The organism is Sneathiella chinensis, assembly GCF_012720115.1.
Lineage (GTDB): Bacteria > Pseudomonadota > Alphaproteobacteria > Sneathiellales > Sneathiellaceae > Sneathiella > Sneathiella chinensis.
Genome location: NZ_VNWN01000002.1, coordinates 709,313 through 724,655 on the forward strand (window position 1 = coordinate 709,313; position 15,343 = coordinate 724,655).

Genomic DNA, 15,343 nt, shown 5'->3' on the forward strand with positions numbered 1-15,343 from the left:
ACCGATTATGCTTTCTTTTCAGCTTCCCCGCCAATGGGGACGCCCATCCGTTTCATGATCCACCACTGCTGGGCAATGCTCAGGATGTTGTTCCATGTCCAGTAGATCACCAGACCGGCCGGGAAACTTGCCAGCAGGAAGGTAAAGAAGATCGGCATGAACATGAACACCTTGGCCTGAATTGGATCCGCCGGTTGCGGGTTCAGTTTCTGCTGCAGATACATGCTGATACCCATCAGAAGCGGCAGGGCGCCGATCATCAGGAATTCAGGCGGTGAGAAGGGCAGCAGGCCGAACAGGTTGAAAATGGTGGTCGGATCCGGTGCAGACAGGTCGGTAATCCAGCCATAGAACGGCTGGTGACGCATCAGCAGGGTCACGAACAGCACCTTGTAGAGAGAGAAGAAGATTGGGATCTGCAGCAGGATCGGCAGACAGCCAGCCGCAGGGTTGGCTTTCTCTTTCTTGTAGAGGGCCATCATCTCCTGATTCAGGCGCTGGCGGTCCTCGCCAAATTGCTCGCGCAGCTTGACCATTTCCGGTTGCAGCTTCTTCATCTTGCTCATGGACACATAGGATTTATGTGCCAGCGGCAGCAGCAGCAGCTTGATACCAACTGTCAGCGCCAGAATGGCAAGGCCCATGTTGCCGATCAACTTGTCGAGGAAGTCGAGGGCAAAATAGATCGGCTTGGTCAGGAAGTAGAACCAGCCCCAGTCGATGGCCAGTTCCAGCCGGTCGATGCCGTATTTTTCTTCATAGGCGTCCAGAACGTCCACTTCCTTGGCGCCCGCAAACAGGCGGTTGGTGGCTTCTGCGCTGCCGCCTGCCGGAATGACAACACCGGCGGTATCCAGATAGTCGGTCTGGTAGCGGTCGGCTGTGGCAACGTAGTTATAGCGTCCCTTGAACTGGACAGTCTGGTCGGGCAGTAGGGCTGTCAGCCAGAATTTGTCGGTAATCCCCATCCAGCCACCGGTGGAGGTGAAATTCTGTCCGCCATCGTCAACCAGATCGCCGTAGTCGATTTCCTCAAGGGTGGCATTCAGGACGCCGATCGGCCCTTCGTGAAGAATGTAGAAGTCGGTGGTTTCCGGCTTGCCTGTCCGGGAGATCAGGCCATAGGGATACAGGGTGACGTCTGCCGCTGTGGTGTTCTCGACTTTCTGTTCCACGGTGAAGAGGAAGTTTTCATCGAGGGTGTAGGTGCGGACAAAACGCAGGCCTTCGCCGTTGTCCCACGTCAGAACCAGAGGCTTGCTCGGGGTGAATTCGTCATTTTCCGTGCTCCAGACCGTGTCGCTGTTCGGAAGGTTGACAGACTGACCGCTGGCCACACTCCAGCCGAATTCGGCATAGTAGGGGGCCGGGCTTCCCGCCGGGGAGAGCAGCTTGACTTCCGGGCTTTCCGGGTCGACTTCTTCGCGATAGTTGATCAGCGTCAGATCGTCGATCCGGGCCCCTTTCAGGGAGACCGAACCGTGCAGGGACGGGGTGTTGATCTTGATGCGGGGGGCCTTGCTCAGGCTTTCCTCGCGGGTCATGGCACCCGCAGCGCTCATACCGGCAGAGGGGGCGGATGCATCACCCGGAGCCTGTCCCGGTTTGGGTGCGGACCCTTCGGCTGAGGTCTGTTCAGCGGTCTGCTGTTCTTCGATTTGCGGGGTTTCAACGAAATACTGAAATCCGAAAATAATCAGAAAACTCAGTATAACCGCAAGGATAACATTCTTCTGGTCTGACATTCTCAAGCCTTCGGTTTACTCTACGCTGGCGTCGTCGGAGGACTGTGTACGACAACGATGACAGTTTTGCTTCCCTGGTGGAACAGGATCATATCCATGTCCGCCAAACGGATGACACCGTAACAGGCGTCGTAACGTCAGCCATGCTCCAAAAAAAGGCCCGTGAACCTTCAGGGCCTCATTTGCATAGGCTGAACAGGTTGGATAGTAACGGCAGTTTGCGGGAAGATAGGGGGAAATACCATATTGGTAAATCTTGATCAGTCCCTGCAGAAAATACGTTACCAGCCTACTCATTGGATTGGCCGGATTTGAGCGCGCCGACCTTTTTCAAGGCAAACAGCAGGTCCTTCTTCAAATCCGCAAAATCCCTGTCCGGCGTCTTCTGGCGTCCGATAAGAACATAATCCCAGCCGCTTTCGGCATGTGCGGGAAGAATCTCGTCGGCGATGGCCCTCAGGCGCCTTTTTATTCTGTTGCGGACGACGGCATTGCCCGTTTTCTTGGTTGCCGTAAAGCCCACACGCATCCCCAAACACGAACGGCCCGCATCCACGTGCGACGGATCGCGCGCGGCTTGCAGGACCATTCCGGGGGTCGCCCATTTGCGACGAACGGCAGCAACGCGGAGGAAATCCGCGCGGCGTTTCAGTCGTTCGACGCCCATTGGCATAACATCAAAAGTTACGCAGAAAGGCTCTTACGGCCTTTGGTGCGACGATTGGACAGAACACGGCGACCACCGACAGTGGCGCGGCGTGCACGAAAACCATGGCGACGTGCACGAACGAGTTTGCTCGGTTGATATGTACGTTTCAAGAGACTTCTCCGTCAGTCATCCGCACGAAAACGCGCAGAGAGAAAATTAAGCCCCGCTGTATAAGGTCTCAAGGGAGTGAAGTCAATGCAGGAGATGCGGATAAAGTCTCGCAGGCCGATATCCTGCCCGAATTTCCCTTTCAACTTGTCTCACGAATAGGTGAAGGGTGCTTTTGAAATTCCCAAAGCAGGATAAGTTCAGGGAAAGGAATGGTGCGGCGAAAAAGGGGCGTGTCCCCCGCTAAAGCGTTGTTCTGTGGGTTATTTCGGTGGAATATGATGGGCCAAGGGATTAAAAAGAGGGAAAGGGGCGCGGATCGATTCGCACGGGGGATGTGTCCGGCCGGATTGCAAACCGGTCTCCGTCCGGTTTGGACATGCCGGCGAAGGCGGGAAGAGGAAAGCCTGACCGTGACGAATCGCAAATGGAGGGCCTTTCCCGGGGCAGAGCAATGAGTGGAAACAGTGTGTTTGTAAAAAGAATCATCCCGCTTGTGGTCCTGCTGGCCCTGTTCGCCGGGTTTTTCTGGTTCGACCTTGACCGGTATCTCACCTTTCAGGCCCTCAGTGACCATCGGGATTCCTTGCTGGCCTTTGTGGCAGATCACTACCTGACGGCGCTGGCGCTTTACTTTGTCCTTTATGCGGTCAGTGTCGCGGCCTCGATCCCTGGCGGGGTGCTGATGACGGTCACGGGCGGGTTCCTGTTTGGCTGGTGGATCGCGGGGCTGGTCACCGTGGTGTCCGCCACCTTGGGGGCGACCCTTGTGTTCCTTGTGGCCGAAACCGCACTGGGGGAGCCGCTGCGCCGGAAGGCCGGGCCGTGGCTTCGCCCGCTGGAGGTCGGGTTTCAAAAGAATGCCCTCAACTATCTTCTGTTCCTGCGGTTGGTGCCGGCCTTTCCTTTCTGGCTGGTCAATATCGCGCCTGCCTTTTTGGGTGTGCCGCTACGGACCTATGTGGTTGGCACCTTTGTAGGGATCATTCCGGGCACCTTTGTCTTCGCCTTTTTGGGCACGGGGCTGGACAGTGTCATTCTGGAACAACAGCAGCGATACGCCGATTGCCTTACCAGTGGGGCGACCGATTGTACCCGCGCCTTTCAGATTTCCTCGCTTCTGACACCAGAGGTGATCGTGGCCTTTGTTGCGCTTGGTTTGATCGCGCTGTTGCCGGTTATTCTTGATAAAATCCGTCGGGCAAAGCCTGACGGGACGTTGCGGTGAACAGGAGATCGCGCCAATGGGAACGTTGATTACAGGAGATATCTGTATCCTTGGCGGGGGATCCGGTGGGTTGAGTGTGGCCGCCGGGGCCAGCCAGATGGGCGCGAAAACCATCCTGATCGAAGGCGGAAAGATGGGCGGCGATTGCCTGAATTATGGCTGTGTCCCGTCAAAGTCGCTGATTGCCGCCGCTAAAAAGGCGCATGGATATCATGATGCCGCCGACTTTGGTATTTCCGCAGCCGCGCCCGAGGTGGATTATGGCCGGGTGATGGATCATGTCGAGGACGTGATCGCGGGGATTGCCCCCCATGATTCTGTTGAACGATTCGAGGGGCTGGGGGTCACGGTCCTGAAAGGATACGGGCGGTTCGTGGGGCGCGGGGAAGTGCAGGTTGGTGAAACGACGGTGCGGGCCCGCCGGTTTGTCATTGCCACGGGCTCCCGCCCTGCCATTCCGCCCGTGCCGGGGCTGGAGGAAACCCCCTACCTGACCAACGAGACCCTGTTTTCCAATCGGATCCGCCCGGACCACCTGATTGTGATCGGGGGCGGTCCGATCGGGATGGAACTGGCGGCGGCCCATGTGCGATTGGGCTGCAAGGTTACCGTTCTGGAGGCATTTACCGCCCTTTCACGGGAAGACCCAGAACTGCGGCAGGTGGTTCTGGATTGCCTGCGAGAGGAAGGCGCCGACATCCGGGAGGGAGCCGAGATTGTCCGCGTGGCCCCAAAAGGAGGCAATCAGATCGAGGTGGTCCTGAACGGCCCGGCGGGAGAGGAAACCCTTGCAGGGTCGCATTTGCTGGTGGCGACCGGCAGGACCACAAATATCGAAGACCTTGATTTGCAGGCCGCCGGGGTTGAGACAACGCGGACCGGGGTGGTCGTGGATGCCCGCCTTCGGACAACCAATCGGAAAATCTTTGCCATTGGCGATGTGGCGGGGCCTTACCAGTTTACCCATGCCGCTTCCTATCATGCCGGAATTGTCCTTCGGAATGCCCTGTTCCGGTTGCCAGCGAAAGTGGATTACGCGGCCTTTCCAAGGGTGACCTTTACAGACCCCGAAATCGCCAGTGTGGGCATGGATGAGGATGCCGCACGAAAGGCGTTTGGCGCCGATATTACGGTTTTACGCTTTCCCTATGCGGAGAATGACCGGGCCCGGGCCGACCGCAAAACCACCGGGCTTGTCAAGGTGATCACCAGCCGGAAAGGCCGGATACTGGGGGCGGGGATTGTTGGCTATCAGGCCGGCGAGTTGATACAGCTTTGGGGGCTGGCAATCTCGAAGGGGTTGAAGATTGGCGCGGTTGCCAGCCTGATTGCGCCCTATCCCACTTATGGGGAAATCAATAAACGGGCGGCTGGCGCGTTTTATACGCCGAAGCTGTTCAGTAAGGGAACGGCCCGTCTTGTCCGCTTCCTCGGGTTGTTCGGCTGATCGGCATCGGTCAGACACCGTGAAGGGTGTGTTTCTGTGCGTTTTTTGCGTATATAGTGGGAAAAATGGGGATTTTACGGAACATCAAGTCAGCCTTGAGCAGCCTGTCCGCACGGTTGCTGGTCCTGACCATCATCTTTGTGATGCTGGCCGAGGTGCTGATTTTCGTGCCGTCCGTCGCGTTTTTCCGCCTGAACTACCTGACCAAGAAAACCGAGTTTGCCCATCTGGCGGCGCTGTCCCTGCTGGCATCTCCGGACAATATGGTATCCGAGGAACTGCGCGAGGAGTTGCTGTTTCGCGTCGGGGCGCGGTCTGTGGCGCTCAGAAGTCCCAATACCAAGATGCTGATGCTGAGAGAGGATATGCCGGCATCGGTGGATGCCAGTTTTGACTTGTCCGAACAAAGCCCCCTGATTCTGATCGAACATGCGCTGGAGGCGCTGGTGGTGCGGGAAGAGAGAATTGTCAGGATCATTGCACCCATCCGGGATGCGCCGCTGTCATCCATTGAGGTGGTGATCGACGAGGCGCCGCTGGTGAAGGCCATGCTTGAATATGCCGGGAATATTTTCTGGTTGTCGCTGGTGATCTCGGTTCTGACGGCCGTTCTGGTGTTCCTGTCCCTGCAGTGGCTGATGGTGCGGCCCATGCGGCGGCTGAGTGAAAGCATGATCGCCTTTCGCCGATCGCCCGAGGATATCACCGCCAGCATCACCCCGTCGGGGCGCCACGATGAAATCGGAACGGCAGAGCGGGAACTGGAGATCATGCAGTCCCGCCTGCGTTTTGCCTTGAAACAGAAAGAACATCTGGCCGCGCTTGGGATGGCGGTGTCCAAGATCAGCCATGATTTGCGGAATATCCTGTCCACATCCCATATCGTCAGTGACGGTCTGGCCGAGGTGGATGATCCCCATGTGCAAAAGGTTGTGCCCAGATTGGTAGCCAGTATCGATCGGGCCATTCAACTTTGTACCGAGACATTGAAATTCGGCAAGGCGGATGAGCGGGTGCCGCAGCGATCCCGTTTTCCCCTGCTGCCCTTGATGCAGGAAGTGGAATTGACCATTTCTGCGCCAAAAAGTGCGAACCTGCTTTGGAAAATGGAGTTTGACCCCGATTTCAGCCTGTATGCGGATCGGGAGCAGTTCTTTCGGATCATGGTCAACCTGTGCCGGAATGCCGCGGAATCACTGACTGGCCCCGGCGAGATCACCATCTCGGCCAGGCGGGAAGGGGCGCAAACGGTTCTGTATGTCCGGGATACCGGGCCGGGGATACCTGCGCGGGCCATGGATCACCTGTTTGAACCGTTCACGGGATCGGTCAAGGCGGGCGGAACAGGGCTGGGGCTGTCCATCGCCCGGGAGTTGGTCACCGCCCACGGAGGGACCATCGCGGTCGACAGCACGTCGGAGGCCGGAACGGTGTTTCGCCTTTGCCTGCCCGACTGGAAATAGCCGCAGGGCGGATGGGGCTTGTTCGGGATGTTCGGGGTTAACGGTTTCGAAATATACCGTCTTTAAGATGGTCGCCAAGCGGGTGTGCCAAGACACCCTGATTGTTGCCTATAGCGTTGGGAAAAAAGGATGATCCGACTTCTGTCAAGCCTGCTGCTGTTCACCATTCTCGGGGTGACGTCCGGCTGTACAACGGCAGCTGTCGCGGTGATCGACGAGAAAGTTTCCCAGGTGATGGAGGAGGACTGCTCCACCGTCAACGTCATGCTGGGGGAAAGCTATTGCCGTCCCCGCCTCAAGGAACTGGTGCAGGAGCAGGTCTATTGCTATCGCACCCTTGGGGGTGTTGATTGCTATGCGCGGGAAAACCCGTATCAGACCAATGCCTCACCACGGGTTCGTCCGCAAGAGGCCTTGGGCACGACCGGTGCGCGGGTTGTGGACATGAGTGAGGTTGCCGTTGACCCTGCCCGCGAAACCGACGGGTATGTGGAGGCCAGCTACGGCAAGGCCGAGGCCGACTAGTCAAAGCGTCGCTACCAGCGGATCAGCACAGCGTTTTCCCCTCTCGGTACAGGGCGGACCAGAATACGGTTCAGGCCCGGCCCATAACCTGCTATTAAGGAAGGGTCTTGAAAGGGAGGGTCGTTCATGAACTGGAATCCGGACCATTATCACCTTTACACGGACCACAGGCTGCGCCCGGCGCTGGACCTGCTGGGGCAAGTGGCATTGGCTTCCCCCATGGTTATCTATGATTTGGGATGCGGAACCGGCCATGTGACATCCCTGCTGTCCAAACGCTGGAACACAGCCATTGTGACGGGCATCGACACATCGGAAGAGATGCTGGACCGGGCCCGGCAGGATCATCCCTCCATCGAATGGAAGAACGAGGATATCCGGGATTTCAATCCTGCCAGCAAGGCCAATCTTATTTTCAGCAACGCGGCCCTGCATTGGCTGGATGACCACGAAGAACTGTTCCCCCGCCTGATAAGTCAGCTTCGTCCCGGCGGGGTGTTCGCGGTTCAGATGCCCAACAATTTCACGGCACCGTCCCACAGTCTTTTGTTTGATCTGGCAGGGACCGACAGGTGGTTTGACAAGCTGGGGCATCTTGTCCGGCCTGCGCCGGTTCACAATATCAACTGGTATTATGATCTTCTGTCCGCCTATGAGGGCAATCTGAATATCTGGGAAACCACCTATTTTCAGGTTCTGAAGGGCAAGAACGCGGTTCTGGAATGGACACGGTCAACGGCGCTGCGCCCGTTCCTTGCCGCACTGGAGGGAGAGGACATCAAGGCCTTTGAGCAGGAATACGCGGAACGACTGCTGGAGGCCTACCCTTTGAAACGGGATGGATCGACCATTTATCCGTTTTCCCGCCTGTTCATCGTTCTGGAGCTTGCCGAGGAATAGGGGCGGGCCTGCATGATTCTTCTGTTTACGGATTTTGGGGCCGAAGGGCCCTATCTGGCCCAAATGACGGCCCGACTGCGCCGCGCGGGATATACCGGCGAGGTTCTGTCCCTGTTTGCGGATGCCCCGGTATTCTCTCCCAAGGCGAGCGGCTATCTTCTGGCGGCCTATATGGCGGATTTTGAGCGGGACAGCGTCTTTCTGTCTGTGGTCGATCCGGGGGTGGGCGGCCACCGCAAACCGGTGGTGGTGCGCAGTCAGGGGCGCTGGTTCGTCGGGCCGGATAACGGCCTCTTTTCACGGGTTGTGGCGATGGATGCGGGGGCGCGGGCGTGGGAAATAGTCTGGCGTCCCGATCAATTATCGAACAGTTTTCACGGGCGCGACCTGTTCGCTCCGGTCGCGGCCCGGCTGGCCATGGGCGACGCGGAGGAGTTGCTGGTTGAGATTCCGACGGACAGTTTGGCCGGGAAAGCCGTTCCGTCGCAATTGGCAGAAGTGATCTATGTGGACAGGTATGGCAATGTCATGACCGGGCTGGATGCGGGGGCCGGGGTGCGCGCCCTGATCATTGGCGGGACGGTGCTGCCCCTTGAAACAACCTTTTCCAGCGTGCCAGAGGGGGAGCCGCTGGCGTATCTCAACGCCAACGGCCTGATCGAAATTGCGGTGAACAAGGGACGGGCCGATGACTTTTTCGGCCTGTCCGTTGGTGACAGCATCGCCTTTGACTAGGGGCGGTTTGGCGTGCCCGCCTAATTCCCCAGCACGATGCCTTCCCGCCGGGGGTCTGCCCCGCCGCGAAGGCCGTCCCCCGTCACCTCGATGGCGTGAAGGCCGCTATTGAGGGTTCGGGCCGTGACCTTGAAGCCCTGTTTCTCAAGGGCGGGTTGCAGGGCCTCAATCGGGGTGCCAGCCTCAAGATCAAGGGTGCCGTTGCGGTTGATATGGTGGGGCAGGTTGATGGCCGCCTGTACCGTCAAACCCCAATCCAGGACGCCAATGACGGTCTTTGTGACATAGCCGATGATCCGGCTGCCACCGGGAGAGCCAACCACCAGCCTGAGGGACCCATCCCCATTGAACGCCATTGTCGGGCTCATGGAACTGCGCGGCCGTTTGCCGGGTTCAATGCGGTTGGCAACAGGCCCGTCCTCCCCGTGGGGACGGAAGGAAAAATCCGTCAGTTGGTTATTCAGGATGAAGCCGCCCGCCATCAGGCGCGACCCGAACACATTTTCCACCGACGTGGTCATGGAGACCGCGTTGCCATCCCCGTCAACAATGCTGAAATGACTGGTGGACGGCAGCTCAAGCGCGTTGTCGTCCGATAAGGCCCCGTCGCGACCGGCAGGCTGCCCCGCCTTATAGGGCAGAGAGGCGGCCGTATCCTCGATCAAAGCGGCTCGGGCGGCCAGATAGCCGCCGTTCAGCAAGCCTTCAGTGGGGACGGGGACAAAATCACTGTCCGCCAGATATTTGCCCCGGTCCGCAAAGGCCAGCGCGCTTGCTTTTGAAATCAGGGATACCGCGTCAAGGCTGCCGGGTTTTGCGGCGGACAGGTCCCATTTTTCAAGGATCTTGAGGATTTGCAGGCTTGTAATCCCGCCGGATGTGGGTGGCCCCATGCCGCAGACAGAAGTGATGCGGTATTCAATGCAGACAGGCGGGCGTTCCTTTGCCCGATAGGCGGCAAGGTCGGGCAGGGAGATCAGGCCGGGATTGTCCGGGTCCGATTGGGCCGCGGCCACAATATCGCGGGCAATGGCGCCAGTATAGAAGGCCTTGGCCCCGTCTTTGGCGATTGCACGGAAGGATGCGGCAAGGGCGGGGTTTTTCAGCATATGCCCGACCGGATGGGGACTGCCATCCGCATCATAGAAATAGGCGGCTGCGACGGCCTTTGTGCGAAGATGTTTGTCCGTGTCGAGCAGATAGAAAAGGCGCGGCGATACGGCAAAGCCCTGTTCGGAAAGGGCGATTGCCGCCTCGAAAAGTTCCGCCCAGGGGCGCTTGCCGTACTTTTGGTGGGCCTGTTCCAGCATGGCGAGAACACCCGGCACACCAACGGCCCGGCCGCCCACAACGGCCTCATAGAATTTATAGGGCGTGCCGTCGTCTTTCAGGAAGTAGCTTTCGTCCACTTGCGCAGGCGCGGTTTCACGGCCGTCAAATGTGGTCAGGGTCTTGCTGCCCCCATCGAAATGCAGCATGAAGGCGCCCCCGCCGATCCCGGACGATTGCGGTTCCACAAGTGTCAGGACCATCTGGGTGGCAATGGCGGCATCCACGGCGCTTCCCCCGCGGGCCAGAATGTCGTGTCCGGCCTGTGCGGCATGGGGATTGGCCGCCGAAATCATGAAGCGGTTTTCTGCCTGCGCAGGGGAAAAGACGGTCGCCAGAAGCAGGAAAGGGGCGGTGAATATGGCCAGTCTGACAATTATATCTTTAAATAAGCGCGAAATCATGTTTATCTCCCCCTTCTCTTTTTGATAGAATATTGTTTGTTGCCAAACCAATTAACCGGTCCGCCCTGCGATAAGCGAGGGGCCTGTTTCCGGGTTCGGCACCCCATTGCAAGAGAAACAACAAAAGTAACAAGAATGATCAAGCCGGGCGCAAAAAACCTTATCACGGATGTCGATGGTATCAGAGTGGGAAATGCTCACCATGAGGGTGTTATCTCTGGCGTGACAGCCATCATCCCCGATGAACAGGCGGTTGCCGCCGTGGATGTGCGGGGCGGAGGCCCCGGCACGCGGGAGACCGAGGTCCTGAAACCCGACTGTCTGGTGGACCGTGTGGATGGTATTGTCCTCAGCGGTGGATCGGTTTTCGGACTGGATGCGGCATCGGGCGCGGTGAATGTTCTGGCCACGCAGGGGCGGGGCTTCAAGATTCATGACATGACCGTACCGATTGTGCCGTCGGCCATTTTGTTCGACCTGATCAATGGCGGGGACAAGAACTGGGGCGACACCCCGCCCTACCACGAGCTTGGCCGTCAGGCGGTCCTGTCGGTTTCCCATGACTTTGAATTGGGGAATGTTGGCGCCGGTTTCGGGGCGACGGCGGGCCGCATCAAGGGCGGCCTCGGCAGTGCCTCGGCTGTTTCAGAGGATGGCCTTCAGGTTGGTGCCCTGATTGCGGTGAACCCGGTGGGAAGCGTGACGGTTCCGGGAACCGACAGTTTCTGGGCGTGGGAGCTGGAACAGGGGCAGGAGTTTGGCGGCGTTGGGGCCCCGAAACTGGAAGGTGATGTGGTCATGGATCTGCCCGCAGAAGGGCGGATTGGCGGTAATACCACCATTGGGGTTGTTGCCACCAATATGGCCCTGACAAAATCACAGGCCCAGCGGGTCGCGATCATGGCCCAGGATGGCTATGCGCGGGCAATCCGGCCTGTACATACCCCGTTCGATGGGGATACTATATTTGTACTATCGACTGAGAAAAAACAATTGGAAGAACCGACGCCGCTGAGTTTGGCGAAAATCGGCTCCATCGCAGCGGATTGTGTTGCCCGGGCAGTTGCGCGGGCGGTATATCATGCAGATAGTATCGGGGGAATCCCGGCCTATCGGTCCAAATAAAGAGCTACCAAAGAGAACTACAGGGAGACAGGTATGAAAAAGTTGTTTGTCGCAGCAGCAGTCGCATCCGCCGTTCTGGCGCCGATGACGGCAAATGCGGCCAAGGATACCGTGAATTTTTCACAGCGGCTGGAACCACCGGGGCTGGACCCGCGGACAGGTGCGGCTGCGGCGATTTCGCTGGTGACCCTCTACAACGTCTATGAAGGGCTGACCCGGATCGACATCAACGGCAAGGTTGCGCCCTTGCTGGCCAAAAGCTGGACCGTCAGCCCGGACGGGTTGGTCTACACCTTCAAGCTGGTTGAAGGCGCAAAGTTCCATGATGGCGCCGATTTTGACTCTTCCGACGTGAAATACACGTTCGAGCAGAACGCCGCAGAAGGCAGCCAGAACAAGCGGAAAGACCGTTTCACCAATATTGCCAGCATCGAAACACCGGATGCGGCCACTGTTGTCCTGACCTTGAAAGAGCCGCGGGGCGATTTCCTGGCCCAGCTTGGCGAATCAACAGCCGTGATCGTTGATCCGGCCAGCGACGCAAACAACGCAACGACCCCGGTTGGAACCGGCCCGTATAAGGTTGTCCGTTGGATCAAGGGCGATTCCATCCAGATGAAGGCGGCGGAAACCTACCGCGATCTGGCCAACCTGAAGATCAAGACAGCCAACTTCCGCTTTATCAATGATGCGGCTTCGCGCATGGCGTCCCTGCTGACCGGTGACGTGGATTATGCGGTTGTTCCCAATGAAACACTGGACCAGTACAAGCTGGGCGGACAGTTCGAAATCCTGTCCGGTAACTCCAACGGTGAAACAATCCTCAGCACCAATAATGCCCGCGAGGCCCTGTCAAAGCTGAAGGTTCGTCAGGCTATTGCCCATGCCATCAACCGTCAGGAAATCATTGATGGTGCCATGTTTGGTTACGGCACACCGATCGGCTCTCATTTCGCGCCGCATCACCCGGATTATATCGATCTGACAGATACCTATCCGTACAACCCGGAAAAGGCCAAGGCCCTGCTGGCAGAAGCCGGTTACCCGAACGGTCTTGAACTGTCCCTGAAGTTGCCTCCGGTTGATGACTACGCCCGTAAAGGCGGACAGATTGTTGCCGCACAGCTTGAGAATATCGGTATCAAGGTCAAGATCGAGAATGTGGACTGGCCGAAATGGCTGGACGAGGTCTACAAGAACAAGAACTACGACCTGACGATCGTCAGTCACGTGGAGCCGATGGACATCAACATCTATGCCCGTGACAACTACTATTTCAACTATCACAACGAGACCTTCAACAAGGTCATGAGTGACGCTGAAACAGCCATCAACCCGGAAATCCGGACTGCCAAGCTGCACGAAGCGCAGCGGATTCTGGCCAACGATGCCGTCAATGGCTTCCTGTTCCAGTTGCCGCGTGTTGCCGTGATCCGCAAGGGCCTGAAAGGCGTTTGGCCGGACTTCCACCTGTTCGCAACGGACATCGCCCGCATGGAATGGGAAGACTGATCCCGTTCCTTCAGGTAAAAACAGAAAACCCGCCGGCATCCCGGCGGGTTTTTTTTATGCGTTCTGCTTGAGGCGCTAATCCTCGCTTCTGCCTTAGGCGGGGGCCTTAAAGGCGGCTGCTCATGCGGAAGCCTTCCGTATAGTACATTTTCAGGGTGGTGATGGGGGATCCGTCCATCCAGGTGGTTCGCTCTACCAGAAAGAGGGGGGTGCCAACCTTCACCTCCAGAAGTTCTGCAACCCGTTCATCGGCGGCGCAGGCGGAAAAGCTGATTTCCCCATCGGAATAGGGGACCTCTTGCACCAGCCATTCATTGGGGCTGATTTTATCAAAGGGGGCCGTCTTGATATGGGGGGCCGCGTCCACATTGACCCAGCGATCCTCAACCATGTAGGGGCGATTGTCCGACAGGTGCAGGGTTTCCAGATGCAACAGGTCCTGATCCGGCAGTCCCAGCTTGGCATAGACGAAAGCAGGCGCAGGGGCCATTTCCTGCAGCAGGATATGGTGGCTGTAGTCGCCGCCCCGGTCGGTCACTTCCTGACGGATGATCGGGATTTCAAGGGTGGTGCGGGCGACGGGCGTGGGGTTCACACGGGTCCCCCTTTTCCGGCGGCGCTCAACAATCCCGGCTTCGGCAAGTTGTCTGAGGGCCCGGTTCACCGTGGTGCGGGAGCAGCCATATTCAACAGCAAGGTCCGCTTCGACCGGAATAATCGCACCCGGCGCCCATTCCCCTGAATGAATACGTTTCAGGAGGAGTTTTCTCACTGTATGGTGGGATAACGGGCGTTGCATTTCAATCCGGTTTCACATTGACTTTTATGTGTGCACATATTAGCATAAATTATCCTCATATCAAATAGCTTCTTGTAATGAGAAGCAAGAATCAAAGTGAAGATTTGGGGCTGACAGAAGCAAGAAGGCTCTTTAACAGGGGCATGCGGCGTGGCCGCACTAACAGGTCTATCGCAAGGAGATCAAAATGAAACGCAGGGATTTTATCAAAACAGCCGGTGTCGGTGCTGCCGCGGCAACCTTTGCCTCGCCTGCTCTGGCCAGTGGCAAACGTCAGTGGAAAATGGTAACGGCATGGCCGAAAAACCTTCCCGGACCGGGGGTTGCTGCCCAAAAACTGGCTGATCGCATTACGGCCCTGTCTGGTGGCCGGATCGAAGTAAAATTGTACGCAGCCGGTGAATTGGTGCCGGGCCGCGGTGTTTTTGATGCTGTTTCACAGGGAACCGCAGAACTCTATCACGCTGTTCCGTCCTACTGGGGCTCCAAGTCCAAGGGGATTTTGATGTTCGGTTCGCAGCCTTTCGGCCTGCGTGCGGACGAACAGGTTGGCTGGCTCACCCATGGCGGTGGTCAGGCGCTGTATGATGAAATGTATGGCCGCTTTGGTCTGAAACCTTTCCTGTGCGGGAACTCCGGTCCCCAGTGGCAGGGCTGGTTCAAGAATGAAATCAATTCCGTGGATGACCTGAAGGGTCTTCGTTTCCGGACCACCGGCCTTGCCTCTGAAATGTGTGCGAAGCTGGGCATGGCTGTTCAGGCCATGGGTGGCCGCGACATGTTCCAGGCTCTGCAGTCCGGCGCGCTGGATGCGGGTGAGTTCATTGGCCCCTGGACCGACAGTGCGCTCGGTTTCTATCAGGTTGCCAAGAACTACTATTGGCCGGGTGTGGGCGAGCCGTCTTCCGCCGAGGAATGCGCCGTCAACGCCAAGGCGTATGAGGAACTGCCGGAAGACCTGAAACAGGCTGTGACCTATGCTTGTGAAAGTCTGTATAACCCGGTCTGGACCGAATATACCACCAAGCATGCCATGGCGCTGCGCCAGTTGGTTGACGAGCAGGGTGTCCAGGTCAAGAAGCTGCCTGATGACGTGCTGGTTGCCATGGGTAATGCCGCCGGTGAGGTGATCGCGGAACTGCGCGAGAATGACGACGATCTGGTACGCCGTATCGTTGACAGCTTCCTCGCCTACCGGTCTTCTGTCTCCGACTACATGACCTATGCGGATAACGGCCAGATGAACGCCCGTTCGCTGGACTACAAGTACTAAGGAATAACCAAATGTTGCGGGCTCCAAAGTGAGCCCGCAAC

The 15,343-nt window shown here is 57.8% G+C and carries 15 protein-coding genes; 9 read left to right on the forward strand and 6 right to left on the reverse strand.

Features of this window, described 5'->3' with window-relative positions; translation table 11 throughout:
- Positions 1-5: 5 nt before the first annotated feature.
- From yidC to rpmH, 4 genes are read right to left on the reverse strand one after another with little or no spacing between them, the layout of a single operon-like run.
- Positions 6-1,745, reverse strand: coding sequence for a membrane protein insertase YidC (gene yidC / locus FQB27_RS03410; protein ID WP_169559451.1), 1,740 nt, complete (start codon positions 1,743-1,745; stop codon positions 6-8).
- Positions 1,746-1,760: 15 nt separating this feature from the next.
- Positions 1,761-2,042 carry a membrane protein insertion efficiency factor YidD gene (gene yidD, locus FQB27_RS03415; protein ID WP_169559452.1) on the reverse strand — a complete coding sequence of 94 codons (282 nt, stop codon included), beginning with the start codon at positions 2,040-2,042 and terminating at the stop codon, positions 1,761-1,763.
- A complete protein-coding gene (gene rnpA / locus FQB27_RS03420; RefSeq protein WP_206374251.1) occupies positions 2,035-2,412 on the reverse strand; it encodes a ribonuclease P protein component in 378 nt (125 codons plus the stop codon). The genes yidD and rnpA overlap by 8 nt, the downstream gene beginning before the upstream one ends.
- Positions 2,413-2,429: 17 nt before the next feature.
- Positions 2,430-2,564 (reverse strand): 50S ribosomal protein L34, encoded by a 135-nt coding sequence (gene rpmH / locus FQB27_RS03425; RefSeq protein ID WP_169543294.1) that lies wholly within the window; start codon positions 2,562-2,564, stop codon positions 2,430-2,432.
- A 467-nt stretch (positions 2,565-3,031) separates the two neighbouring features.
- Here rpmH and FQB27_RS03430 point away from each other — a divergent pair, with 467 nt between their 5' ends.
- From FQB27_RS03430 to FQB27_RS03455, 6 genes are all read left to right on the forward strand, one after another.
- Complete coding sequence (locus FQB27_RS03430; protein WP_206374253.1) at positions 3,032-3,790, forward strand: TVP38/TMEM64 family protein; 759 nt, start codon at positions 3,032-3,034, stop codon at positions 3,788-3,790.
- A 16-nt stretch (positions 3,791-3,806) separates the two neighbouring features.
- Positions 3,807-5,237 (forward strand): dihydrolipoyl dehydrogenase family protein, encoded by a 1,431-nt coding sequence (locus FQB27_RS03435; RefSeq protein ID WP_169559455.1) that lies wholly within the window; start codon positions 3,807-3,809, stop codon positions 5,235-5,237.
- Positions 5,238-5,302: 65 nt separating this feature from the next.
- Positions 5,303-6,700 (forward strand): sensor histidine kinase, encoded by a 1,398-nt coding sequence (locus FQB27_RS03440; protein WP_169559456.1) that lies wholly within the window; start codon positions 5,303-5,305, stop codon positions 6,698-6,700.
- Positions 6,701-6,829: 129 nt separating this feature from the next.
- Positions 6,830-7,225: a hypothetical protein gene (locus FQB27_RS03445; protein ID WP_169559457.1), complete on the forward strand. Its 396-nt coding sequence runs from the start codon at positions 6,830-6,832 to the stop codon at positions 7,223-7,225.
- Between the two features lie 126 nt (positions 7,226-7,351).
- A complete protein-coding gene (locus tag FQB27_RS03450) occupies positions 7,352-8,125 on the forward strand; it encodes a methyltransferase domain-containing protein (RefSeq protein ID WP_169559458.1) in 774 nt (257 codons plus the stop codon).
- Positions 8,126-8,137: 12 nt separating this feature from the next.
- Positions 8,138-8,860 carry an SAM hydrolase/SAM-dependent halogenase family protein gene (locus FQB27_RS03455; protein WP_169559459.1) on the forward strand — a complete coding sequence of 241 codons (723 nt, stop codon included), beginning with the start codon at positions 8,138-8,140 and terminating at the stop codon, positions 8,858-8,860.
- Positions 8,861-8,880: 20 nt separating this feature from the next.
- Here the strand turns inward: FQB27_RS03455 and ggt are convergent, their stop codons facing one another.
- The gene (gene ggt / locus FQB27_RS03460; protein ID WP_169559460.1) at positions 8,881-10,593 is read right to left on the reverse strand and encodes a gamma-glutamyltransferase; all 1,713 of its coding nucleotides are present in this window, start codon (positions 10,591-10,593) and stop codon (positions 8,881-8,883) included.
- 135 nt (positions 10,594-10,728) lie between these two features.
- Between ggt and FQB27_RS03465 the strand changes: the two genes are divergently transcribed.
- On the forward strand, positions 10,729-11,718 hold the full coding sequence (locus FQB27_RS03465; RefSeq protein ID WP_169559461.1) for a P1 family peptidase: 990 nt from the start codon (positions 10,729-10,731) through the stop codon (positions 11,716-11,718).
- A 33-nt stretch (positions 11,719-11,751) separates the two neighbouring features.
- The gene (locus FQB27_RS03470) at positions 11,752-13,230 is read left to right on the forward strand and encodes an ABC transporter substrate-binding protein (RefSeq protein WP_169559462.1); all 1,479 of its coding nucleotides are present in this window, start codon (positions 11,752-11,754) and stop codon (positions 13,228-13,230) included.
- Between the two features lie 106 nt (positions 13,231-13,336).
- Here FQB27_RS03470 and FQB27_RS03475 read toward each other — a convergent pair whose 3' ends face one another.
- A complete protein-coding gene (locus FQB27_RS03475; protein WP_206374256.1) occupies positions 13,337-14,002 on the reverse strand; it encodes a UTRA domain-containing protein in 666 nt (221 codons plus the stop codon).
- 214 nt (positions 14,003-14,216) lie between these two features.
- On the opposite strand from FQB27_RS03475, the gene FQB27_RS03480 reads away from it, so the two are divergent.
- The gene (locus tag FQB27_RS03480) at positions 14,217-15,302 is read left to right on the forward strand and encodes a TRAP transporter substrate-binding protein (protein ID WP_169559464.1); all 1,086 of its coding nucleotides are present in this window, start codon (positions 14,217-14,219) and stop codon (positions 15,300-15,302) included.
- Positions 15,303-15,343: the final 41 nt, after the last annotated feature.

What these genes read in the sequence shown, in the direction of transcription:
- yidC (WP_169559451.1), bottom strand. Translation starts at nt 1,745, where the DNA reads ATGTCAGACCAGAAGAATGTTATCCTTGCGGTTATACTGAGTTTTCTG.
- yidD (WP_169559452.1), bottom strand. Translation starts at nt 2,042, where the DNA reads ATGAGTAGGCTGGTAACGTATTTTCTGCAGGGACTGATCAAGATTTAC.
- rnpA (WP_206374251.1), bottom strand. Translation starts at nt 2,412, where the DNA reads ATGGGCGTCGAACGACTGAAACGCCGCGCGGATTTCCTCCGCGTTGCT.
- FQB27_RS03435 (WP_169559455.1), top strand. Translation starts at nt 3,807, where the DNA reads ATGGGAACGTTGATTACAGGAGATATCTGTATCCTTGGCGGGGGATCC.
- FQB27_RS03440 (WP_169559456.1), top strand. Translation starts at nt 5,303, where the DNA reads ATGGGGATTTTACGGAACATCAAGTCAGCCTTGAGCAGCCTGTCCGCA.
- FQB27_RS03445 (WP_169559457.1), top strand. Translation starts at nt 6,830, where the DNA reads ATGATCCGACTTCTGTCAAGCCTGCTGCTGTTCACCATTCTCGGGGTG.
- FQB27_RS03450 (WP_169559458.1), top strand. Translation starts at nt 7,352, where the DNA reads ATGAACTGGAATCCGGACCATTATCACCTTTACACGGACCACAGGCTG.
- FQB27_RS03455 (WP_169559459.1), top strand. Translation starts at nt 8,138, where the DNA reads ATGATTCTTCTGTTTACGGATTTTGGGGCCGAAGGGCCCTATCTGGCC.
- ggt (WP_169559460.1), bottom strand. Translation starts at nt 10,593, where the DNA reads ATGATTTCGCGCTTATTTAAAGATATAATTGTCAGACTGGCCATATTC.
- FQB27_RS03465 (WP_169559461.1), top strand. Translation starts at nt 10,729, where the DNA reads ATGATCAAGCCGGGCGCAAAAAACCTTATCACGGATGTCGATGGTATC.
- FQB27_RS03470 (WP_169559462.1), top strand. Translation starts at nt 11,752, where the DNA reads ATGAAAAAGTTGTTTGTCGCAGCAGCAGTCGCATCCGCCGTTCTGGCG.
- FQB27_RS03480 (WP_169559464.1), top strand. Translation starts at nt 14,217, where the DNA reads ATGAAACGCAGGGATTTTATCAAAACAGCCGGTGTCGGTGCTGCCGCG.